Here is a 21,988-nt window from a genome sequence, read left to right as displayed (position 1 = left end):
CCGGCGAAAGGCTATGTGGCCAGGGGCGGGGTCGAACCGCCGACCTTCCGATTTTCAGTCGGACGCTCGTACCAACTGAGCTACCTGGCCCGGTTGCTCGGCTCATGTTACCTGCCCGACGCCCCTGGCGCCGACTGGGTAACCTGATCCGAAACGCAGAACGCCGCGCGTACGTACGCGCGGCGGCCGGCGCTGGCGGTCCTGACGGGACTTGAACCCGCGACCTCCGCCTTGACAGGGCGGCGAGCACTCCAACTGCTCCACAGGACCTAGCTCTTACCAACTGCTACCCGGTCGAGACCGGGGTCGTGCCCCCAACGGGATTCGAACCCGTGCTACCGCCTTGAAAGGGCGGCGTCCTGGGCCGCTAGACGATGAGGGCGGCCCCGCCATCATTGCACATGACAACTTCAGCGGCTGTGCTCCCATCCGGCCCCGCCGGAGGCTCCGAAAGCATACGTGATGGTCAGCCGCCCGACCAAACCGGTATCGCCAGCGGGGCAAACTACCTCAAATTACCCCACCCGTAGCCGCACGATGCCGAACTTCTGCCGCAAATAGGTGAGCACCTGGGGGCAGGCGCCGACGGTGCGACTCCGGTCACCGCCCCCGTCGTGCATCAGCACGATCGACCCGGGCCGGGCCTGCTGGGCGATCCGCTTCTTGATCTCCGGCGTGCTGGTGTCGTCCCAGTCCGACGGGTCGACGTCCCAGTGCAGTGGTGTCATGCCCATGTCCCGGACCACCGCGACGATGCCGGGGGTCCACTTGCCGCCAGGCTGGCGGTAGTGCGGGATGCGTACGCCCGGTACCGCGCGTCGGATCTCCCGGTTGGTCCGCAGGAGGTCGGCCCGGATCTGCGCGTACGTCTTCTTCCCGAGCTGGAGATCGTGGTTCCAGCTGTGGTTGCACACGGTGTGGCCCTCGCGGACGATCCGGGCCATGATCGCGGGGTACTTGCGGGCCTTGATCCCCACCACACAGAACGTGGCCCGCACCTTGGCCCGGCGGAGAAGGTCGAGCACCTTCGGGGTCCACTCCGGGTGCGGTCCGTCGTCGAAGGTGAGCGCGACGGCCCGTACCCCGGTCAGCCGCACGGTGTTCAGCGGCCCGACGGTGCCGCGCGCGGCGGGTTTCCTGGCCGGTTTCCCGGTTGCCGGCGGGGTCGGCGTGCTCGACGGGGACGCGGTGGACTCGACCGGGATCGGCGGATAGTCCAGCACTCTCCTGGGCGGCGGCTCGTCGGCCGCGCAACCGCCGGTGAACAGCACGAGCAGGATGAGCCCGGCTGCCAGGGCCGCGCGTCTGGTCATGGGGCGGCTCCCGAGAGGGGTTCGGGTTACGGCTGACCCACGTTAGCGGAGTGCGGGCGGCAGTGGTGTACCGATTGCTCCGCAGTTTCTGCTTAGCGTCCCGAAGACCCGGGTACGTCCCGCAGCAGCGCGACCGCCTCGGCCAGCGTCACCGGGACGAGTACGCCGGCCGGAAGCGCCCCGGCGGACCAGCCCGGCCCGGCGGCGAGCAGCAGCACCGGGCGCCGGGGAGCGGACAGCAGCGTGGCCAACTGGGCCGGGTCTGCGGTGTGCCGGGCGTGTGACCACACGACGACCGCCTCGGGCGCGGTCCGGGCGACGGCATCCACCAGCGCGGTCGCCGGCACCCGGGCGCCGAGCAGCCGGCTGTGCACGCCGACCTCGGCGAGCGCGGCGGCGAGGGCCTCCAACGGAAGGGTGTGCTGCTCCTCGTCGGCGCAGGAGAGCAGGATCCGGGTCGGCGTGTGTGGGTGGGGTGGCCTTGGCACCGTGGCCAGCACCTCCGACACGCACCGGGAGAGCAGGTGCTCCACCTCGATGAACCGGGCGCTGGCGACGTGCCGTTCGCCGACGCCGACCAGGACGGGTCGGACCATGGCATCCCAGGTGGCGACGACGCCACCGGTGTCGACCGCCGCGGCGATGCTCGCGCGCATCGCCACCGCGTCGAGCCGGACGGCCGCGCGGGCCAGCCCCCGGGCGGCCGGACCCGCCCGACCCACCGGTATGACGGCGCCGCCGCCGTCACGCGCCCGGGTCGGCCGTTCCCACCCCGGCTCCCCGTCAGGTACGACCGAGCCCGCCGACCCGCTGGAAGCCCCGGGTACGCCCGCAGTCCCCGGTACGCCCGCAGTCCCCGGTACGCCCGCAGTCCCGCGTGCCCAGCGGGCCGCCTCGGCCGGGGTGACCCCGTCGGTGGTGAGCCGGCGCATGACCTCCAGCCGGGCCAGGTCGTCGGCGGTGTAGCGACGGTGCTGCCCCGGCACGTGCCGGCTCGGGCCCAACCCGTACCGCTGGTGCCAGCTCCGTAGGGTCGTGACGGCCACGCCCAGCCGCCGCGCGACGGCTCCGGCGCTCAGCCCGTCATCGGCCACCCGACCGCTCCGCCGGGTTGTCCTCCTCCGAACCGGTGGCGCTCCGGATGTGCCACCGTCCGTCGTTCCCGGACCTCCGGGACGGCGCGGCGGACGGCCCGGCATCCGACGACGCGGCGGCGGGCGGCGTGGCAGACGGTGTGGCGGCGGATGGTGCGGCCGATGGTGGCGCCGCCTCGGGGGCCGGTGGGACCGCCTCGGACTCACTGAGCCGGCTGAGTACGCCGCCGAGCCAGGGTGCGTACGCGGCCGGATCGGCGTCCAGGTGGGCGCGCAGTTCGTCCGGGTGCATCCAGCGCAGGTCGGCGACCTCGTCCGGGTCGGGCAGCACCGACCGGTCGGGAGCGAAGTCGCCGCGCAGTACGTGGTCGTACTCGTATTCGACCCGGCCGGTCTCGGGATCCTCCGCGCGGTAGAGGTACACCCCGATCTCGGTCAGCGGAACCCCGCTGACGCCGAGTTCCTCGTGCAGCCGCCGGCCCGCGGCGTTGTCGAGCGACTGGCCGGGAGCCGGGTGCCCGCAGCAACTGTTGGCCCAGCGCAGCGGGAAGCGTGTCTTGGTGGCGGCCCGCTGCTGGAGCAGTACCCGTCCCGCCGGGTCGACCAGGAACACGGAGAACGCCCGGTGCAGCAGACCGGGGAGCCGGTGCGCCTCGTCGACCGTCCGGGCGCCGGTCGGATTCCCGGCCTCGTCGACCAGTTCGACCAGATGCGCCTCGCGACCCGGGGTCTCCTGTTTCGCGGCATCGCGATCCGACGTCATCGGCCACCTCCAGTCACCCGGGCGGCGGCGAGCTTTCCGGAGATCAACACCATCGGTACCCCCACCCCCGGCTGCGTACCAGAGCCGACGAAAACCACATTGGACCACGTGCGATGCAGGTTTCCGGGCCGGAACGGGCCGGTCTGGGTCAGGTTGTGCGCGGCGGCAAAAGGCGTACCGGCGGCCAGCCCGGCGTCGGCCCAGTCCGCCGGGGTGACGATCCGGGCGACCTCCACGCTGTCGGCCAGGCCGAGGTAGCCGCGCCGTTCCAGGGTGTCGAGCAGCTCGTCCGCGTACCGCTTCGCCAGCCCGCCCCGCCAGTCGAGCCCGGCGCCACGGTCCAGATTGGGCACCGGGGCGAGGACGTAGTAGCTGTGCCGGCCGTCCGGTGCGACCGACGGGTCGGTACGGCTGGGATTGGTGACCAGCAGCGACGGATCCGACATCAGCCGGCCCTGCCGGATCACCTCGTCGAACGTGCCCCGCCAGGCCCGCCCGAAGTGGATGTTGTGGTGGGCGATCCGCCGGTATTCCTGCCGGGAGCCGAGGTGCAGCACCACGCAGGACGGCGAGTAACGGAGTCGACGCGGACGCTGGGCGGGTGGCAGCAGGTCGCGGTAGGCGACCGGCAGGTCGGGATTGAGCACCACCACGTCGGCCGGCACCCGCGTCCCGTCTGCGGTGTGCACTCCGGTGGCTCGGCCGCCGGAGGTCTCCACCCGGGTCACCGTGGTGTCGTACCGGATCCGGACACCGTGCTTCTCGGCGGCGTCGGCCATCGCCCGGGACACCGCGTGGATGCCGCCGCGCGGGAAATAGACCCCGGCCACCGAGTCGAGGTAGGCGATCACGGTGTAGATGGCGAGCGCGTCGTGCGGGGCGAGGCCGGCGTACATGGCTTGGAACGAGAAGATCCGACGGGTGCGGGGATCGGTGAAGAACTGGTCGATCTTCGTCTGCAACCGGCAAAAGGCGCCGGCGGCCATCAGCCGGAGGAGGTTCGCGGTCAGCAGGTCGGTCGGGCCGTCCAGGTTGCGGTCGATGAAATCGTCGCGTTCCAGCTGCCAGAGCCGGCGGGCGTAGTCGACGAACCGCAGGTATCCGTCGGCCTCCCGGGGGCCACAGACCCGCGAGATCTCCCCGGCCATCCGGACCGTGTCGGTATGCACGTCCAGGGTGGACCCGTCCGGGTAGTGCGCCCGGTAGGCCGGATCCAGCGGGACGAAATCGAGCCAGTCGGTCAGTTCTTCACCCACCGCGGCGAGCGCCTCGGCGATGAGGTCGGGCATGGTCAGCACGGTCGGGCCGGTGTCGAACTCGTACCCGTCGAGGCTCAGTCGTCCGGCCCGGCCACCGGGTCCGGACTCGCGCTCCAGGATGGTGACCTGCCGGCCGGCGCCGGCCAGGTGCAGCGCGCAGGCGAGTCCACCGAGCCCGGCACCGACGACCACCACCCGATCGGTCCGTCCAGGAACGGTCCGCACCCGCCACCTCCTCCACGCCGTCCTCATGATGCGCTCTTGGTCACCGTGACCTCGGCAACCGCCTCGCCGGATGGATGTGGCGGGCCGGGAACCGCTTCCTCGGACCCGTGGTCGAGCGTACCCTAGGACCACGAGTTGCGTCGATTGATGCGTCGATCAGTCCAGGAGGGTCGGTGGACACCAGCCTCGGCAGGTCCTACGAGCGCTGCCGTGAGCTGCACAGACGGCATGGCCGGACCTACTATCTCGCGACCCGGCTGCTGCCCGCCTGGAAACGGCGACATGTGCACGCTCTCTACGGCTTCACCCGGTACGCCGACGAGATCGTGGACCAGACCGACGAACTGCCACCGGAGCGCCGGGCCGCCCGGCTCGCCGACTGGTCCGACCGGTTCCTCGCCGGGCTGGCGGGCGCGCCGGTGGACGACCCGCTGCTGCCGGCGGTCCTGCACACCATCGCGGTCTTCGACCTCGACCGGGCGGACTTCGCGGCGTTCCTGCGCAGCATGGCGATGGACCTGACCGTCACCAGCTACCCCCGCTACGCCGACCTGCTCGACTACATGGACGGCTCCGCCGCCGCGATCGGCACCATGATGCTGCCCATCCTGGGCAGCGTCGATCCGGACGCCGCCCGCGAGCCGGCCCGGCAACTCGGCTTCGCCTTCCAGTTGACCAACTTCATCCGGGACGTCGCCGAGGATCTGGAGCGGGGCCGGCTCTACCTGCCCGCCGAGGACCTGGCGACGTTCGACGTCACCCACGCCGACCTGGTCGCCGCCGCCGGGCGGCGGGCCGTCACGCCCCGGATCCGGGAACTGATCGAGTACGAGGTGGATCGCGCCCGGAAGCACTATCTCGCGGCGGCGCCCGGCGTCACCCTGCTGGCCCCCGCCTCGCAGTCCTGCATCCGCACCGCCTACGTGCTGTACGGCGGCATCCTCGACGAGGTGGCCGCCGCCGGGTACGACGTCTTCGCCCGGCGGGCCGTGGTGCCCCGGCGGCGCCGGGCGGCGGTCGTCGCCCGAGCCCTGCTGACCCCGACCGGCACTCCGGTGGTCGTGCCCGGGTCACGGCCCGAGGTGTGGCGCGGCAATTCCTGCGGAGGGACGCCGGACCGCGATCACCGGAGCACCACCCAGCCGACCGCCACCCCTTAGCCGCCGGCTCCACCGAGTCGACGACCGCCGGTTTCACCGAGTCAGCCGCCGCCGGCTCCACCGAGTCGACCGCCGCCGGCTCCACCGAGTCAGCCGCCGCCGGCTCCACCGAGTCGACCGCCGCCGGTTCCACCGAGGCTGTGGATCGCGCGGTCGAGGTCCCGGCCGCACAGCGGCGGCGGCAGGGCGCCGAGCAGGAAGCGGTCCGGGCGTACGACGAGAACGGCTGGACCGCCGCCGAGCGCAGCGGCGCCGTCCTCGATCCACCGGCTGCCCGGCCGGCGCGGCTCCGCCGCCCGATCGGTGGTCAGCGTCACCGCGTCGCGGGCGTCGACCCAGTCCCGCGCCGCCGCGTCCGCCCCGGAGAGGGGATCGCAACCGAGCCCGATCACCGCCCAGCCGGGCCCGAGCAGTTCATCGAGCCGGACCGGCCCGCGGTCGGCGGTCCCCACCAGCGGATTGGGCAGCATCCGACCGCCGTCGGGCAGCTCGCCCCCGGTGCCCTTCGGCAGCGCCGGCCGTGGTCGGCCCTGTCGAGCGGCGCGGGCCGGCACGCCGGGGATCGCGGCCACGGCCCGGATCAGCGACCGGAGTACGGCCGACAGGCCCCGGTTGCGGGTCTGCAACACCCGGCCGACCCCGAGGCTCACCCGGATCAGTTCGGCGATGTGTGGCCGCCGCTCCCGCTCGTACCCGTCGAGCAGCCCGTCGTCGGCGAGCCCACGGAGCACCTCGGCGAGCCGCCAGGCGAGGCTCTGGACGTCCCGGATGCCACTGGCCAGGCCCTGGCCGGCGAACGGCGGCATGAGATGCGCCGCGTCACCGGCGAGCAGGATCCGGCCCCGGCGCCAGTGCGTCGCCTGCCGGGAGTGGAAGGTGAAGACGGTCACCCGGCGGATCCGGATCATGTTCGGGTCGACCCAGTCGGCGACGAGCCGGCGGACGGACTCCGTACCGCTGAGTTCGGCGGAGTCCTCGTCCGGATGCAGCATCCACTCCCAGCGTCGCCAGCCGGGGCTGACCATCGTGACGAGCGGCCGGCGCGGATCGAGCACCATCGAGGTGGACGCCTCGACGTCGGTCTCGTCGGTCTCGGCGTCGACGACCAGCCACGGCACGGCGTACGTCTGGCCGTCGAAGGGCAGGTCGGCGAGGCGTCGTACGGCGCTGGACGCCCCGTCGCAGCCGACGACCCAGCGGGCCCGCACCGTCGTACCGTCGTCGAGCCCCACCCGGACGTGGTCGTCGACCGGTTCGAGGGCGGCCACCGAACGGCCGAGCCGGACCGCCACGGCGGGCAGCTTGTCGATTCCCTCCCGCAGCGCCGCCTCCAACTCCGGCTGGTCGATCAGCGCGGCGGCGGGGAGCCCGAACCCGCTGGCCACCGGCGACATGCTGATCAGCACCCGGTGGTCGGGGCCCAGGAACCGGGAGTGGTGCACCTCGACCGCCCACCGGTCGAGATCGGTGGCCCCCGGCAGGCCGACCAGGATCCGCAGCACCTCGGCGTCGAGCACGGCGGCCCGGGGCAGTGGATACGGTTCGCCACCGGGGTCGACCACCATCGTGGATACGCCCCGTCGGCCCAGCAGCGAGGCCAGGACGGCGCCGACCGGACCGTACCCGGCGACGACCACATCGACATCGACATCGGTCATCGGCAGGCGCCTCCCCGTGGCGTGGGCCGGTCGGCGCCCGCGACGTCGATCCGGCCAGCCCGACCAGCGTAGGCAATGGGGCGCAAGTCCGAAACGCCGTACGCCGATGATCCGATCCACCTGGCCGGTCGGGGGTGGATGAGGAAAGCTGGCGTCATGGCGGAACCAGAGCAGATGCACGTGGATGTCGACGGAACCGTGGGCGCGGACGTGACCGCGGACGTGGACGTCGTGGTGGTCGGATTGGGCGTGGGTGGCGAGGAGACGGCGAACCGGCTCGCCGCCGCCGGTCTGTCGGTCGTCGGCATCGAACACAACCTCGTCGGCGGGGAGTGTCCGTTCTGGGGGTGCGTGCCGAGCAAGATCATGATCCGGGCCGGCAACGCCCTGGCCGAAGCGCGCCGGGTCGACCACCTGGCCGGTCGGGCCCAGGTCGAGCCGGACTTCACCACCGTGGCCAAGCGGATCCGTGAGGAGGCCACCGCCGGCTGGACCGACAACGCCGGGGCCGAACGGTTCACCTCGAAGGGCGGCCGTCTCGTCCGCGGTACCGGCACGCTCGCCGGCCCCGGCCTGGTCCAGGTCGGCGACGACGTCTACCGGGCCAGGGTCGGCGTCGTCCTGGGTACGGGAACCACTCCGGTCATCCCGCCGATACCGGGGCTGGCCGGCACCCCGTACTGGACCAACCGGGAGGCGATGGAGCTGGCCGAGTTGCCCGAATCGCTGGTGGTGCTGGGCGGCGGGGCGATCGGTGTGGAGCTGGCCCAGGTCTTCGCCCGGTTCGGCGTACGGGTCAGCGTGATCGAGGGCGGTGCGCGGGTGCTGGCCCTGGAGGAGCCGGAGTCGTCGGAGCGGGTCGCCGCCGCGCTGCGTGCGGACGGGGTCACGGTGCACACCGGGGCGCATGCCGAGCGGGTCGAGCACGACGGCACCGGCTTCACCGTGCACCTGGCCGGAGGAGACCAGTTCCGCGGCGAACGGCTGCTGGTGGCGACGGGTCGGCGGGCCGTACTGGACACGCTCGGCCTGGAGACCGTCGGGCTGGATCCGACAAAACGGTTCCTGGAGACGGACGACCGGATGCGGGCGGCCGACGGGATCTGGGCGGTCGGCGACCTGACCGGACACGGCGCCTTCACGCACATGGCGATGTACCAGGCCGGGATCGCGATCGACGACATCCTGCGGCAGGCGGGCGTCGGGACCGGTCCGGGCGGTGCCGGCCCGGCCGGCGGCGGCGACGGTGATGGCCGGCGGGCCGACTACCGTGCCCTGCCCCGGGTCACCTTCACCGATCCCGAGGTGGGTGCGGTCGGGCTGACCGAGCGGCAGGCCCGGGACCGGGGACTGAACGTCCGGGTCGGCTTCACCCCGCTCTCCGACTCGACCCGGGGCTGGATCCACGAGGTGGGCGACGAGGGCTTCATCAAACTGGTCGCCGACGCCGACCGTGGGGTGCTGGTCGGCGCGACGTCCGCCGGCCCGGTCGGCGGTGAGGTGCTGAGCGCACTGGTCGTGGCGGTGCACGCCGAGGTCCCGGTGACCACCCTGGCCGGGATGATCTACGCCTATCCGACCTTCCACCGGGCGATTGAGACGGCGGTGCGCGGTTTGTTGCAGTAGCGCGACGAACTTTGGTTCGGTTTTTGCAAGCCCCTGTCGTACGATCGCGGCCGTGACCAGAAGACTCACCGAGGTGGCCCGAAAGGCCGGGGTCAGCGAGGCCACGGTGAGCCGGGTGCTCAACGGCCGGGGCGGCGTCTCCGAGAGCACCCGGGTGGCCGTGCTCACCGCCCTGGACGTGCTCGGCTACGAGCGGCCCAGCAAGCTGCGCGGCGAACGGGCCCGACTGGTCGGGCTCGTCCTTCCGGAACTCCAGAACCCGATCTTCCCCGCCCTGGCCGAGGTGGTCACCGGTTCGCTCGCCCAACGCGGGTTCACCCCGGCACTCTGTGCCCGGACCATCGGTGGAATCTCCGAAATGGACTATGTGGAGATGCTGCTGGACCACCAGGTCTCCGGGGTGATCTTCGCCGGTGGCTCGTACGCCCTGGCCGACGCCCAGCACGACCACTACCGGCGGCTGACCGATCGGGGACTGCCCGTCGTACTGGTCAACGCCGGCGTCGACGAGCTGGGCTTTCCGTGCGTCTCGACCGACGACGCGGTGGCGGTCGAGCAGGCGTACGGGCACCTGCGGTCGCTCGGACACGAGCGGATCGGTCTGGTGCTGGGTCCGGCCGACCACGTGCCGTCGCGCCGGAAGTTGTCCGCGATGGCGAACGTCGCCGGTTGGGCCGAGGGCGAGGAGTGTGTCGAACGCTCCAGCTTCTCGATGGAGGGCGCCCGGGTCGCGGCGAGCAAGCTGATCGAACGTGGTGTGACCGGGGTGATCTGTGCCAGCGACGTCATGGCGCTGGGCACGATCCGGGCCGCCCGCAGGCTGGGCCGGTCGGTGCCCGGGGACGTCTCGGTGGTCGGCTTCGACGACTCGGCCCTGATGACCTGCACCGACCCGCCGCTGACCACCGTCCGGCAGCCAATCGAGATGATGGGTCAGGCCGCGGTGGACCTGCTGGTCAACCAGATCGAGGGTGTCGGGGTGCTCACCGACGAACTGCTCTTCGAACCCGAGCTCGTGGTACGCGGCTCAACCGCGCCGGCACCCGGCCACTGACCGCCGGCACCCGGCCACTGACCACTCTCCTGCCCTCGCGTCGCCGCCGGCCCCGTCCCTCGGCCCGCGCGCTGACCGGCCCTGCCGGTCGGCCTGCCCCGCATCGGCATTCGCACCCTCGCTCGCACCCTCACCCGCGCTGACGCTCACGACTCCCCAGCTCAGTCTGGACGCGGTCGCGGGCTGACCGGCCACTGTCCCGACCCCGGGCGGGCAGACCGCAAGCTCCCGGATTCCCCTGCTCGACGCTCACCGCCACCCGTACCCAGGCTCGCCAGCTCTAGTCGTTATCTTTCAGAGTGCTGTCGGGTTATTGCAGTCTTCCAATCGGGTTTGTATCGTCATCGGCACGAAACAAGACACGCGAGAAACCCCACACCACACTCCCGCGCGCCACCCCAGGGAAGGGTGTCGTCATGAAGAGATCGAGGCCGGGCAGCGCGCTGCGGCTGTCGCCGGGCCAGATGACGGCCGGACCGGCGGTTTGTCGGCGGGCCGCATGAAGGGCTGAGCCGATCGTGGCCGTATCCGGCTGACAGAACCTCACATCCGTGGGGGTCAGGTTCCTCATCCGATCGGTGGTCAACGACGACCGCTTGGACTCCAGCGCGCAGGTGCCGGTGGCATCGACACCGGACCGATCCAGAGAGCAGGTACTCGTGTCCACATCAGAGCGCCCCCGGTGGTGGCGAGACGCGGTGATCTACCAGGTCTATCCCCGCAGCTTCGCCGACGCCAACGGCGACGGCATCGGCGACATCGCCGGCATCCGGAAGCGGCTGGGCTACCTGTCCGAGCTCGGCGTCGACGCGATCTGGTTCGGCCCCTGGTATCCGTCGCCGATGGCCGACGCCGGCTACGACGTTGCCGACTTCCGGGCCATCGAGCCGGTCTTCGGGACGCTCGCCGAGGTGGAGGAGCTGATCACCGAGGCGCACGGACAGGGGCTGCGGATCATCGCCGACCTGGTGCCCAACCACTGCTCGGACCAGCACCCCTGGTTCCAGGCCGCGCTCGCCGGCGGACCGGGCGCACCGGAGCGGGACCTGTTCTGGTTCCGGCCGGGACGCGGTCCGGACGGCGACCAGCCACCGACCGACTGGATCGGCGAGTTCGGCGGCGGGACCTGGACCCGGACCACCAACCCGGACGGTACGGCCGGCGACTGGTACCTGCACCTCTTCGCCGCCCAGCAGCCGGACTTCAACTGGGACCACCCGAAGGTACGCGCCGAGTTCGAGGACATCGTGCGGTTCTGGCTCGACCGGGGAGTCGACGGAATCCGGATCGACTCGGCGGCGCTGCTGCTCAAGGACGCCACCCTGCCCGAGGTCGTCGCCGACGCGCCGCACCCGTTCCACGACCTGGACGGCGTACACGAGATCTACCGGAGCTGGCGGCGGATCGCCGACAGCTACCCGGAACCGCGCGCGTTGATCGGCGAGGTGTGGCTGCCGGACCGGCAGCGATTCGCCAACTACCTCCGCCCGGACGAGATGCACACCGCGTTCAACTTCGACTTTCTCAGCTGTGCCTGGGACGCGGCGGCGCTGCGCGAGAGCATCGACGGAACCCTGGCCGAGCACGCCTCGATCGACGCCCCGGCCACCTGGGTGCTCTCCAACCACGACGTGACCCGGGTGGTAACCCGGTACGGCCGGGCGGACACGACGTTCAGCTTCGCCAGCAAGCGCGAGGGGACGTACACCGATCTGGAACTCGGCACCGTCCGGGCCCGGGCCGCCGCGCTGCTCTCGCTGTCGCTGCCCGGCGCCGCCTACGTCTACCAGGGGGAGGAACTCGGCCTCTGGGAGGTCGAGGACATCCCACCCGCGCTGCGCCAGGACCCGATGTTCCCCCGCTCCGGTTTTGTCGACCCGGGCCGGGACGGGTGCCGGGTACCACTGCCCTGGAGCGGCGACGCGGCACCGTTCGGGTTCAGCCCGGACAACGCGACGGCGGCTCCCTGGCTGCCGCAGCCGGCCGCCTGGAAGGACCAGACCGTGCAGACACAGACCAGCGACCCGCACTCGATGCTGGAGCTGTACCGGCAGGCGATCCGGATCCGCCGCGAACTACCGGCACTCGGCGACGGAACGCTGCACTGGCTGCCGGCCCCGGACGGCGTACTGGCGTTCACCCGCGAACCCGGGTTCGCCTGCGTCGTCAACCTCTCCGACACACCCGTCCCGATCCCGCCGCACCAGCACAAGCTGCTGGCCAGCCGCCCGGTCGACGGGGACCTGCTCCCGCCGGACACCGCCGTCTGGCTCCGCATGTAAGGAAGGGCCCCTTCTTATCGCTTTTTGCATAAGAAGGGGCCCTTTTTAACACTTCAGGCACACGCACGGGGGGACCTGGCCGACTCGACAGAGGGAGAGCACCGCTCATGGCCAACCACCAGCACCGCACCGGCGTACCCACACCCGGTGCCACCACCCCACCCCGCCGCAGCCGAACCAGAGCCGGTCTGGCCGTCCTCGCCAGTACCGCGCTCGCCGCCACCGCCGTCTCGGTGGTCACCCTGACCACGGCCACCCCGGCCGAGGCCGCCGGACTCTCCCCGTTCGACATCGTCGGTCGGGGCGCCACCGTGCCGTTCGTCGAGCACGAGGCGGAGGAGGTCGCGCACAACGGTACGAAGATCGGACCGAACCGCCTCTACGGCACGCTGCCGTCCGAGGCCTCCGGCCGGGAGGCGGTCACCCTCGACGCCGTCGGCGAGTACGTCGAGTTCACCCTCAGCAGGCCGGCGAACGCGATGACGTTCCGGTACAGCCTGCCGGACAACGCCGCCGGCACCGGTCGGGACGCCACCATCGACGTACGGGTGAACGGGTCGCTGCTCAAGGCCGTGCCGGTCACCTCGAAGTACGGCTGGTACTACGGCGGCTACCCGTTCAACAACAACCCGGGCGACACCAACCCGCACCACTTCTACGACGAGACCCGCACCATGTTCGGCTCCACCCTGCCCACCGGTACGAAGATCCGGTTGCAGGTCAACTCGACCGCGCAGTCACCCAGCTTCACCATCGACCTGGCCGACTTCGAGCAGGTCGCCGACCCGATCACGAAGCCGGCCAACGCGATCGACGTGGTCACCGACTTCGGTGCCGACCCGACCGGTGGCACCGACTCGACGGCGCGGTTCCAGCAGGCGGTCGACGCCGGGCGTACCCAGGGCCGGCCGGTCTGGATCCCGCAGGGCAACTTCACGCTCTGGGACCACGTGATCGTCGACCAGGTGACGCTGCGCGGCGCCGGACCGTGGTACTCGGTGCTCGGCGGCCGGCACCCGACCGACCGGTCGAAGGCGGCCGGGGTCTACGGCAAGTGGGCCAACCAGGGCGGCAGCCGTAACGTCACGCTGCGCGACTTCGCGATCATCGGTGACATCCGGGAACGGGTCGACGACCACCAGGTGAACGCGATCGGCGGCGCGCTGTCGGACTCGGTCGTCGACAACGTCTGGATGCAGCACACCAAGTGCGGCGCCTGGATGGACGGCCCGATGAACAACCTGACCATCCGGAACAGCCGGATCCTGGACCAGACCGCGGACGGGGTGAACTTCCACTACGGGGTCACCAACTCGACCGTGACCAACACCTTCGTCCGGAACACCGGTGACGACGGCCTGGCGATGTGGGCCGAGAACACCCCGAACGTCAACAACTCGTTCACCTTCAACACCGTCGGCGTGACGATCCTGGCCAACAACATCGTGTCGTACGGTGGCCGGAACATCACCATCAGCGACAACGTGACCGCCGACTCGGTGACCAACGGCGGCGGGATCCACGTCGCCAACCGCTATCCCGGCGTCAACTCCGGGCAGGGTACGGCGGTCGCCGGCACCTGGACGGTGGCCCGGAACACCCTGATCCGCAACGGCAACAACGACTACAACTGGCGGTTCGGCGTCGGGGCGATGTGGTTCAGCGGTCTGAACGAGCCGATCCAGGGCGCCACGATCAACGTGACCGACACCGACATCCTGGACAGCTCCTACGCGGCGCTGCACTGGATCGAGGGCGCCACCCACGGGGTCAACTTCTCCAACGTCCGGATCGACGGCGCCGGGACGTACGCCCTCCAGGTGCAGTCCCCGGGCTCGGCGAGCTTCACCAATGTCCGGGCCACCGGCATCGCCCAGTCCAACCCGATCCACAACTGTGTCGGCTCCGGCTTCCAGATCAACCAGGGCGCCGGCAACTCGGGCTGGTACACCGCGACACCGTTCTGCGGCCCGTGGCCCGACCCGCAGTGGGGCGGCGGTCCGACCACCCCGCCGAGCACCGGTCCGCCCCCGACGACCCCGCCGACCACCCCACCCACGACCACCCCGCCGCCGACCACGACACCACCGCCGGGCGGAAACCTGGCGCAGGGCCGGAGCATCACCGCGTCGAGCGTCTCCGGGCCGTACGGGCCGACGAACGCCAACGACGGCAACGCCGCGACGTACTGGGAGAGCGCCAACAACACCTTCCCGCAGCAGTTGACCGTGGACCTCGGCGCGGCCGTGAACGCCGGCCGGGTGGTGCTGAAACTGCCGCCGGGCTGGGAGACCCGTACCCAGACGCTCTCGGTGTCGGGTTCGACCGACGGCTCGGCGTACTCGACCCTGGCCGGTCCGGCCGGGTACACCTTCAACCCGGCCACGGGGAACAGCGCGACCGTCACGCTGCCGGCGGGGAACCGCCGGTACGTCCGGCTGACCTTCACCGGCAACACCGGCTGGCCGGCGGGCCAGGTGTCGGAGTTCGAGGTGTACGCCGGCAGCACCGCACCGCCGACCACCCCGCCCCCGACCACCCCACCGCCCACCACTGCGCCCCCGTCCGGCGGGAACCTCGCCGCCGGACGCCCGACGGTGACGACCAGCAGCACCCAGGGGTACGTCGGCGGCAACGTGGTGGACGGCAACGCCAACACGTACTGGGAGAGCGCGAACAACGCCTTCCCACAGTCGGTCACGGTGGATCTCGGCTCGGCCCGGTCGGTCTCCCGGGTCGTGTTGAAGCTGCCGCCGTCGGCGGCCTGGGGCACCCGTACCCAGACCCTGTCGGTGCTCGGCTCCACCGACAACGCCACCTACGTCACGCTGCGACCCTCGGCCGGTCATCAGTTCAACCCGGCGTCCGGTAACACCGCCACGCTGACCTTCCCGGCCGCTTCTCACCGCTACCTACGCCTCACCGTCACCGGCAACACCGGCTGGCCCGCCGCCCAGCTCTCCGAACTCGAGGTCTACCCCTCCTGAAGTGTTAGGAAGGGCCCCTTCTTATGCAAAAAACGATAAGAAGGGGCCCTTCCTTACACCCCAGCTTTTCCAGGGTCGGAGCAGCGGGGGAGGATCGTGGCGTGGGGAAAACTTACGATCGGATCGACGGCCGGCTCCGGTCGTTCATCGACGCGCAGAAGGTCTTCTTCGTGGCGACGGCGCCGCTCTCCGGCGACGGGCATGTGAACCTCTCGCCGAAGGGCCTCGCCGGCTCGCTGGCGGTGCTCGACGAGCAGACCGTGGCGTACCTCGACTTCGGTGGCAGCGGCGCGGAGACCGTGGCGCACCTGCGGGAGAACGGCCGGATCACGCTCATGTGGTGTGCCTTCGAGGGCCCGCCGAACATCGTCCGGGTGCACGGCCGGGGCGAGCCGGTCTTCCGGGACGACCCCCGGTGGCTGGACCTGATCCCGCACTTCCCGGAGCAGGCCGACGCACCGGGGCTGCGGGCGATCATCGTGGTGACGGCCGAGCGGATCGGCGACAGTTGCGGATACTCGGTGCCGTTCATGGAGTACCGCGAGGAGCGGACCCTGCACTCCGACTACTTCGGCCGTAAGACGGACGAGGAGTTCGCCGCGTACTGCGAGCGGAAGGACCACGTCGGCGTCAGCCTCGACGGGCTGCCCGCGCTGCCCCTCCCGTTGCCGCCACTGCCCGCCGCCTGACGGATCGGTCAGCGGGTCGGGTCGGTCACGCCGGTGAGGCGGGTGATGCCGGTGATGCCGAAGAGTTGTAGGCGCCGTGCCGGCCCTCGCCGGACGTGAACCGGGCCACCCCGTCCGACGCGTCGATGGCCAGGGAATTCATCCCGTACGCCAGTTCGGTGCGCATCGCCTCGTCCTCCGGCCGCCCGGCCGAGGCCAGTACGGCCAACCGGTCGTTGCGCAGGCAGGTCTGCGGGAACCCGGCGATCTCGGCAGCCATCGCCTCCGCCGCCGCGCGCGCCTCTCCGGGTGCCACGAGCCGGTTGACCAGCCCCATCTCGTACGCCTCGGTGGCCGGCACGGGACGGCCGGTCAGGATCAGGTCCAGGGCCCGGCTCTCGCCGATCAGCCGGGCCAGCCGTACCGTTCCGCCGTCGATCAACGGGACGCCCCAGCGGCGGCTGAACACCCCGAACACGGCGTCGGACTCGGCGACCCGCAGATCGCACCAGAGGGCCAGTTCCAGCCCGCCCGCGACCGCGTACCCGGAGATGGCGGCGATCACCGGCTTGCCCAGGCGCATCCTGGTCGGGCCCATCGGACCATCGCCCTCTGGCTCGACCCGGTTGCTGCTGGACGTGGTGATGGCCTTCAGGTCGGCGCCGGAGCAGAACGTCCCGCCCTCACCCCAGAGCACGGCGACGGCCGCCCGCTCGTCGCCGTCGAAGTTCCGGAAGGCGTCGGCCAGGGCCCGCGCGGTCGGCCCGTCCACCGCATTGCGGGTTTCCGGCCTGGACAGTACGACCGTCTGCACCGGACCGGATTCCTCGACTCGTACGCCCATCGGACCAGGATGCCCGCCGACACCCCACTCCCGCACCCCCCAAACATCCGCTACCGGCCCTGGGTCAGCCGGCCGGGCGTTTGAGGATCGCGCCCAGCGAGGCCCCGACGACACAGGCGATGCCGAGTAGTTGGAGCCAGCCCAGCGTTTCGTGCAGCAGGGTCACTCCGACCAGCGCGGCGACGGCCGGCTCCAGGCTGAGCAGCACCGCGAACACCCGCGCTGGCATCCGGCGCAGCGCGGCCATCTCCGCCGAGTACGGCAGCACCGACGACAGCAGCGCGACCCCGAGCCCGAGCGTCAGCGTCCACGGGTCGAGCAGCCGCGTACCGCTGTCGGCGATCCCGAAGGGCAGTACGCAGACCGCACCGACCGCCATGCCGAGGGCCAGTCCACGGCCGCTGCCGAGCTGGCTGCTCACCACCTTGCCGAGCAGGACGTAACCGGCCCAGCCCAGCGCGACGACCCCGCACAGCAGCAGTGCCACCCCGTCCAGACCGGCGCCTGCGTTCCCGGCCCCGGCCCCGGGTCCGCCGACGATGCCGGCGAGCAGTGCGACTCCCGCACCGGCGAGTACGACCCAGCCGAGGTCCCGGGTCCGGCGACTGGTGATCAGCGAGACCAGCAGTGGACCCGTGAAGCCGATCGTGACCGCGACGCCGAGCGGCACCCGTTCCAGCGCGGCGTAGAAGGCGAGGTTCATCCCGGCCATCGCCACCCCGAACCCCGCGACGACGCCAGCGGTACGGAGTCCGAGCCGCAGCGTCGGCCGGGCCACCGCGAGCAGCACCAGGGCGCCGAAGCCGAGCCGCAGCGCGGTCGTACCTCCGGAGCTGGTGGCCGTGAAAAGCTGTTTGGCGATGGCCGCGCCGACCTGGGTGGAGACCATGCCGAGCAGCATCAGCAGCGGCGGCGGCACCGCCTCGGGCCCGACGGCGGCGGCCAGCCGGGCCGGCACGGTCGCGGCTGGCCGCGCCGCCGACGGCCCCGAGGCATGGGCGTATGTTCCGAACATGGCGCCCATCCTGCGGGCAGTCCGCCCCCGAGCGCGACCGAGTTAGATCGGATCGAATCCCCGGTGGGATCGGGTGGAGGCGGCGGTCAGCTCAGGTGGAGGCGGCGGTCAGCTCAGGTGGAGGCGGCGGTCAGAGCAGGTGGAAGCCTCGGGGCAGGTCAGGTTGGAACCCGGCGTCAGACCGTGCGGAAGCCCTCGGCGGCCAGGTCCGCCAGTTCGTCGAGGGCCCGACGGGCCTGGGCGGCCGCCACCGGATCGCGCTCGGTCAGCCCGCTGTCCAGGAACTCGTCCTCGTCGAGTCGCAGCACCTGGCTCCGGTCGGCCGACGCCCACAGGTCGAGGTCCAGATCCGGCACCACGAGTACGCCGTCGTGTACCTCGGCCGGCCGGGTCACGTCGCAGTACCAGCCCTTGAACCCACCGGCCGCGTCGTGGACCTCCTTCACCGAGTACCACCGGTCCCGCCAGTAGTGCTCGGTGAAGACGTCACCCGGCTCGAACCGGACGAAGCCCATGTCCCGGGTCACCGGGTCGGACCAGGGCGCGCGGACCACCACATGGACGCCGTCGTCGGAGAGCACCGACGCCGGGTACGACTTGTCGGGGCGCGGCGCCTTGACCAACCGCACCGTGACCGTGTCGCCCGCCGTGAGGGTCCCGCCGCTGCCGTGTCGCATCACGCCGTGCCGCCCGCCTTCCGGTTCTTCGTCGCCGCCGGTTCCTTCCTCGGAGCCGAGGTTATCGCCTGCCCGTACAGGTCAGTGGGCCACCCGCTCGCCGACTTCATCACCTCCGGCAGCTACGACCGGCACATCCGCCGGATGCGGCAGCGCTACCGGCAGCGGCGCAACCTGCTCGTGGACACCCTCGCCGAACACGCTCCACACGTCACGGCCACCGGCATCGCCGCCGGCCTCCACTCAGTCCTGCGTCTGCCGCCCGGGACCGAACGGACCACCGTCAATGCCGCCGCCTGGCTGGGCATCGCCCTCGACGGCCTCGCCACCTTCCGGCACCCGCAGGCCACGGTGCCGGCCGAGGACGCGCTGGTCGTCGGATACGCCACTCCGCCGGACCACGCCTACCGGGCGGCACTGGACGCGCTGCGCCGGGCGCTGCCGCCGCGGCCCTGATCGCCGACGAGCCGCGATCAGGAGACAATCGCGTCCCCTAGGTGCCCAGTTCCGGGTACGTCGGGGGACACGTCCCTGATGTCCGGCTGGTCCGGCCACGGACAGACTGACGGCATGAAGATCAGCAACGGGTGGACCCGTGTCGTCGCCGCACTGGTCGGCGTCGCCCTCGCCGGCACCGTCGTCTCGCCGGCCCTCGCCGGCACGTCCGCCTCCGGCAGTGGTGGCGCCGGCACGTTCGCCTCCGGGAGCGGTGGCGCCGGCCGGCCGAGAGCCGCCGCGTGCACCGGTGAGGGTGTGGACCCGGCCGCGATGGTGGCGGCGATCCGGGGCCTGCCCAGCGCGGAGGCGACCGCCGCCCAGGTACGGGTGACCACCGGCGCCGGCTGCTGGACCGGCCGGTCCGGGGCGCGGGACCTCCGTACCGACGCGCCCGTACCGGCCGACGCGAGATTCCGGATCGGCAGCGTGACCAAGGCCTTCACCGCGACCGTGGTGCTGCAACTCGTCGCGGAGGGTCGGGTCGGCCTCGACGTCCCGGTTCAGCGTTACCTGCCCCGACTGCTGCCCGCCGACTATCCGGCCGTGACCGTACGGCAGCTCCTGGACCACACCAACGGCCTGCCGAGCCCGACCCTGCCGGACACGGTCGAGTGGCAGCTCGCGCACCGGTTCGACCGGTGGACGCCCGAACAGATCGTCCGGGCGGGGCTGCGCAACGAGCGGACGTTCGAGCCGGGGGACAAGCAGCACTACACGAACATGGGCTACATCGTCGCGGGGATGCTGATCGAGCGGATCACCGGCCACTCGTACGCGCACGAGATGCGGGAACGGATCTTCGAGCCGCTCGGACTGCGCGACACCTACGTACCCGGCTCGGATCCCACGATCCGTGGCCCGCACGCACTCGGCTACCAGACCGTCAGCCGGAACGGGCGGACCGCGCTGGTCGACGTGACGAACTGGAGCCAGACGATGACGCCGGCCGCCGGTGACATGATCTCCACCCTCGCCGACCTGGACACCTTCCTGCGCGAGCTGTTCGCCGGCCGGCTGCTGCCCGCCGCCCAGCTCGACGAGATGTTCACGCTGCCGGACGTGTCGGACGTCGACGGCGGGCGGGCTCTCTACAGCATCGGCCTGACCGCGTTTCCGCTGCCGACCGGCGAGGTCCTCTGGGGCAAGTCCGGCGCCCGGTGGGGCTACTCCACCGCCATTGCCGCAAGTCGGGACGGCACCCTCCGGGCGGCCTACTCGGTGAACTCGACCGACGCGAAGGGCGAGACGCAGCCGGCGATCACCGAGAGGATCATCGGGGCGGCGCTGGGCATGCGCTGACCGGCCGGAAGGATGGTGGAGTGCGGGGCGTGGGGCGCCGGATCAGCGCGGTGGCGAGAACGGCCACTCCTCGAACGACGTACACCGGCCGTTCGCGTCGAATCGCATGATCCACAGATCGCGGAACTCCTCCCGGCCGGGCGGGTCGCCGTAGTGGACCTCGATCCGGGCCACCGCGACGTCGCCGTCCACCGCGACGATCTCGCTGGTCATCGTGAACACCTCGTCCGGGCCGTCGCGTTCGGTCTCCCACATCCGGGCGATGGCCGGCAGCCCGACCACCGGATCACGGTACGGACCCTGGAGGTAGCTCGCGTCGACGGAGAAGAGTTCGGCCAGTGGCTCGGCGCCCGGCGTACGCCAGGCTCGTTCGTAGCCCGCGACCCAGTCCCGTACCCGCGCGATGTCCATAAAGGTCCACTGTGCCACGTCGCCCCGCCGCCGACAGCCGGATCAGTCCAGATCGCCCGCGCGAAGCCGCCTTCCCGATCAGGCCGCCTGGTGGCGGCCGGTGGTCCGCCCCTTCGGGCGCATCGGCGGGCTGTCCGTGCCGGAGCCGGTGGCGATGCCGGAGAGCAGGTCCCGGAGCGCGTCGCGGGCATCACGCCGGGGCCGCCAGCCCAACTCCCGCTCGGCCCGGGAGCAGTCCATCAGCGGGACCGCCGCGCTCAGCTCGAACCAGCCCTCGTCGGCGGGTACCAGGCGACTCCGCCAGGCGGCCCGGGTCAGCATCCGCAGCAGGGTCAGCGGCAGCGGCGCCGCCCAGCCGCCCCACTCCGCCGCGACCAGCGGCCCGTCGAGCACCGGCTCGGTGGCGATGTTGAACGCGCCGGTCAGGTCACTGCGCAGGGCCCGCAGGTACGCGTCGGCGACGTCGTCGGCGTGCACCACCTGGACCCGTAGCCGTCGGTGCCGGGGCACCACCGGCAGTCGACCCGAGCGCAACAACAGGGAGACCGGGACGAACCGGCCCAGGAAGTACCGGGTGATCTCGGCGCCGGCGTCGCGCTGGAGGACCAGGGCCTTACGGAGCCGGGTCACCCGCAGTACCGGATAGTCCCGCTCGGCCCCGTCGAGCATGGCCTCCACCGCCGCCTTGTCCACGCTGTATCCGGACCGTCCGACGCCGGTGACCGGCCAGCTCTCGTCGACCCGGTGGTCCTTCGGGCCGGGCGCGTACGTCCCGACCGAGGAGGCGTGGACCAGCTTCGACACGTCGGCGGCCAGCATGGCGTTGAGGACGTGCCGGCTGCCGTTGAGATTGGTCCGGCGGAGTTGGGCCCGCTGGTGACTGGGTTGGATCTGCCAGGCCAGGTGCACCACCGCGTCGACGCCGGCCAGCCGGTCGGCCAGCGGTTGCAGGCAGGCCGGGTCGCCGAGGTCGGCGGCGTGCCACTCCACCCGGTCGTACGGCGCACCCGCGTCCGGCGCCGGGCAGCGCCGGGCGATGCCGATCACCTCGATGTCCGGCTCGCTGGCCAGCCGGCGCAGCAGCGCGGTGCCGACGTTCCCGGTGGCCCCGGTGATCGCGATCCGCATGTCGGCCGGTCTACCCCGCACCGGCCG

General features: G+C 71.7%; 17 protein-coding genes, 3 tRNA genes and 1 pseudogene. 8 read left to right on the top strand and 13 right to left on the bottom strand.

Translation table 11 applies throughout. The features are described from left to right. Nucleotides 1-16: 16 nt before the first annotated feature. The 7 genes and pseudogenes from ACFP2T_RS21990 to crtI all read right to left on the bottom strand — a co-directional run bounded on the left by ACFP2T_RS21990 (nt 17) and on the right by crtI (nt 4,654). Nucleotides 17-90 (bottom strand) — tRNA-Phe (locus ACFP2T_RS21990). A 103-nt stretch (nt 91-193) separates the two neighbouring features. After that, nucleotides 194-270, bottom strand: a tRNA-Asp gene (locus ACFP2T_RS21985). 39 nt (nt 271-309) lie between these two features. Continuing rightward, nucleotides 310-382: transfer RNA gene (locus tag ACFP2T_RS21980), tRNA-Glu, on the bottom strand. Between the two features lie 133 nt (nt 383-515). After that, on the bottom strand, nt 516-1,313 hold the full coding sequence (locus tag ACFP2T_RS21975) for a polysaccharide deacetylase family protein (RefSeq protein ID WP_377424612.1): 798 nt from the start codon (nt 1,311-1,313) through the stop codon (nt 516-518). Nucleotides 1,314-1,405: 92 nt separating this feature from the next. Next, nucleotides 1,406-2,407, bottom strand: coding sequence for a MerR family transcriptional regulator (locus ACFP2T_RS21970; protein WP_377424611.1), 1,002 nt, complete (start codon nt 2,405-2,407; stop codon nt 1,406-1,408). 207 nt (nt 2,408-2,614) lie between these two features. Further along, nucleotides 2,615-3,170: pseudogene (idi, locus tag ACFP2T_RS21965) on the bottom strand (isopentenyl-diphosphate Delta-isomerase); the annotation flags it as partial. Then, complete coding sequence (crtI, locus tag ACFP2T_RS21960; RefSeq protein ID WP_377424609.1) at nt 3,167-4,654, bottom strand: phytoene desaturase family protein; 1,488 nt, start codon at nt 4,652-4,654, stop codon at nt 3,167-3,169. The gene crtI and the pseudogene idi, both read right to left, overlap by 4 nt. A 173-nt stretch (nt 4,655-4,827) precedes the next feature. Here crtI and ACFP2T_RS21955 point away from each other — a divergent pair, with 173 nt between their 5' ends. Then, nucleotides 4,828-5,814 carry a phytoene/squalene synthase family protein gene (locus tag ACFP2T_RS21955; RefSeq protein ID WP_377424608.1) on the top strand — a complete coding sequence of 329 codons (987 nt, stop codon included), beginning with the start codon at nt 4,828-4,830 and terminating at the stop codon, nt 5,812-5,814. An 89-nt stretch (nt 5,815-5,903) separates the two neighbouring features. Here the strand turns inward: ACFP2T_RS21955 and ACFP2T_RS21950 are convergent, their stop codons facing one another. Continuing rightward, nucleotides 5,904-7,472: a bifunctional 3-(3-hydroxy-phenyl)propionate/3-hydroxycinnamic acid hydroxylase gene (locus ACFP2T_RS21950; protein WP_377424606.1), complete on the bottom strand. Its 1,569-nt coding sequence runs from the start codon at nt 7,470-7,472 to the stop codon at nt 5,904-5,906. Between the two features lie 174 nt (nt 7,473-7,646). Here ACFP2T_RS21950 and ACFP2T_RS21945 point away from each other — a divergent pair, with 174 nt between their 5' ends. The 5 genes from ACFP2T_RS21945 to ACFP2T_RS21925 all read left to right on the top strand — a co-directional run bounded on the left by ACFP2T_RS21945 (nt 7,647) and on the right by ACFP2T_RS21925 (nt 16,110). Further along, complete coding sequence (locus tag ACFP2T_RS21945) at nt 7,647-9,098, top strand: dihydrolipoyl dehydrogenase family protein (protein ID WP_377425181.1); 1,452 nt, start codon at nt 7,647-7,649, stop codon at nt 9,096-9,098. Between the two features lie 52 nt (nt 9,099-9,150). Continuing rightward, nucleotides 9,151-10,152 carry a LacI family DNA-binding transcriptional regulator gene (locus ACFP2T_RS21940; protein ID WP_377424605.1) on the top strand — a complete coding sequence of 334 codons (1,002 nt, stop codon included), beginning with the start codon at nt 9,151-9,153 and terminating at the stop codon, nt 10,150-10,152. A 659-nt stretch (nt 10,153-10,811) separates the two neighbouring features. After that, the gene (locus tag ACFP2T_RS21935) at nt 10,812-12,434 is read left to right on the top strand and encodes a glycoside hydrolase family 13 protein (protein ID WP_377424603.1); all 1,623 of its coding nucleotides are present in this window, start codon (nt 10,812-10,814) and stop codon (nt 12,432-12,434) included. 107 nt (nt 12,435-12,541) lie between these two features. Next, nucleotides 12,542-15,421, top strand: coding sequence for a discoidin domain-containing protein (locus ACFP2T_RS21930; protein ID WP_377424602.1), 2,880 nt, complete (start codon nt 12,542-12,544; stop codon nt 15,419-15,421). Nucleotides 15,422-15,522: 101 nt separating this feature from the next. Beyond that, on the top strand, nt 15,523-16,110 hold the full coding sequence (locus ACFP2T_RS21925; RefSeq protein WP_377424600.1) for a pyridoxamine 5'-phosphate oxidase family protein: 588 nt from the start codon (nt 15,523-15,525) through the stop codon (nt 16,108-16,110). A 25-nt stretch (nt 16,111-16,135) separates the two neighbouring features. Here the strand turns inward: ACFP2T_RS21925 and ACFP2T_RS21920 are convergent, their stop codons facing one another. From ACFP2T_RS21920 to ACFP2T_RS21910, 3 genes are all read right to left on the bottom strand, one after another. Beyond that, nucleotides 16,136-16,933 (bottom strand): crotonase/enoyl-CoA hydratase family protein, encoded by a 798-nt coding sequence (locus tag ACFP2T_RS21920; protein WP_377424599.1) that lies wholly within the window; start codon nt 16,931-16,933, stop codon nt 16,136-16,138. 64 nt (nt 16,934-16,997) lie between these two features. Next, nucleotides 16,998-17,948 carry an EamA family transporter gene (locus ACFP2T_RS21915; RefSeq protein ID WP_377424598.1) on the bottom strand — a complete coding sequence of 317 codons (951 nt, stop codon included), beginning with the start codon at nt 17,946-17,948 and terminating at the stop codon, nt 16,998-17,000. Between the two features lie 176 nt (nt 17,949-18,124). Continuing rightward, the gene (locus tag ACFP2T_RS21910) at nt 18,125-18,625 is read right to left on the bottom strand and encodes a ribonuclease FAU-1 family protein (RefSeq protein ID WP_377425180.1); all 501 of its coding nucleotides are present in this window, start codon (nt 18,623-18,625) and stop codon (nt 18,125-18,127) included. A 6-nt stretch (nt 18,626-18,631) separates the two neighbouring features. Here ACFP2T_RS21910 and ACFP2T_RS21905 point away from each other — a divergent pair, with 6 nt between their 5' ends. Further along, on the top strand, nt 18,632-19,081 hold the full coding sequence (locus ACFP2T_RS21905; protein WP_377424597.1) for an aminotransferase-like domain-containing protein: 450 nt from the start codon (nt 18,632-18,634) through the stop codon (nt 19,079-19,081). Between the two features lie 114 nt (nt 19,082-19,195). Then, entirely contained in the window at nt 19,196-20,422 is a 1,227-nt protein-coding gene (locus tag ACFP2T_RS21900) for a serine hydrolase domain-containing protein (RefSeq protein ID WP_377424596.1), read from the top strand. A gap of 42 nt (nt 20,423-20,464) precedes the next feature. Here ACFP2T_RS21900 and ACFP2T_RS21895 read toward each other — a convergent pair whose 3' ends face one another. Beyond that, nucleotides 20,465-20,851: a YybH family protein gene (locus tag ACFP2T_RS21895; protein WP_377424595.1), complete on the bottom strand. Its 387-nt coding sequence runs from the start codon at nt 20,849-20,851 to the stop codon at nt 20,465-20,467. A 60-nt stretch (nt 20,852-20,911) separates the two neighbouring features. Beyond that, nucleotides 20,912-21,961 carry an NAD-dependent epimerase/dehydratase family protein gene (locus ACFP2T_RS21890; protein WP_377424593.1) on the bottom strand — a complete coding sequence of 350 codons (1,050 nt, stop codon included), beginning with the start codon at nt 21,959-21,961 and terminating at the stop codon, nt 20,912-20,914. Between the last annotated feature and the right edge of the window lie 27 nt (nt 21,962-21,988).

The sequence above is a fragment of the Plantactinospora solaniradicis genome (assembly GCF_042658085.1).
In the GTDB taxonomy this organism is placed as follows: domain Bacteria; phylum Actinomycetota; class Actinomycetes; order Mycobacteriales; family Micromonosporaceae; genus Plantactinospora; species Plantactinospora solaniradicis.
Note: the sequence above shows the minus strand (reverse complement) of the source record. Positions and strands in the feature narration are given on the sequence as shown.

Coding starts and splice junctions, on each gene's coding strand:
- ACFP2T_RS21975 (WP_377424612.1), bottom strand. CDS start 1,313: ATGACCAGACGCGCGGCCCTGGCAGCCGGGCTCATCCTGCTCGTGCTG.
- ACFP2T_RS21950 (WP_377424606.1), bottom strand. CDS start 7,472: ATGACCGATGTCGATGTCGATGTGGTCGTCGCCGGGTACGGTCCGGTC.
- ACFP2T_RS21945 (WP_377425181.1), top strand. CDS start 7,647: ATGCACGTGGATGTCGACGGAACCGTGGGCGCGGACGTGACCGCGGAC.
- ACFP2T_RS21930 (WP_377424602.1), top strand. CDS start 12,542: ATGGCCAACCACCAGCACCGCACCGGCGTACCCACACCCGGTGCCACC.
- ACFP2T_RS21920 (WP_377424599.1), bottom strand. CDS start 16,933: ATGGGCGTACGAGTCGAGGAATCCGGTCCGGTGCAGACGGTCGTACTG.
- ACFP2T_RS21915 (WP_377424598.1), bottom strand. CDS start 17,948: ATGTTCGGAACATACGCCCATGCCTCGGGGCCGTCGGCGGCGCGGCCA.
- ACFP2T_RS21910 (WP_377425180.1), bottom strand. CDS start 18,625: ATGCGACACGGCAGCGGCGGGACCCTCACGGCGGGCGACACGGTCACG.
- ACFP2T_RS21900 (WP_377424596.1), top strand. CDS start 19,196: ATGAAGATCAGCAACGGGTGGACCCGTGTCGTCGCCGCACTGGTCGGC.
- ACFP2T_RS21890 (WP_377424593.1), bottom strand. CDS start 21,961: ATGCGGATCGCGATCACCGGGGCCACCGGGAACGTCGGCACCGCGCTG.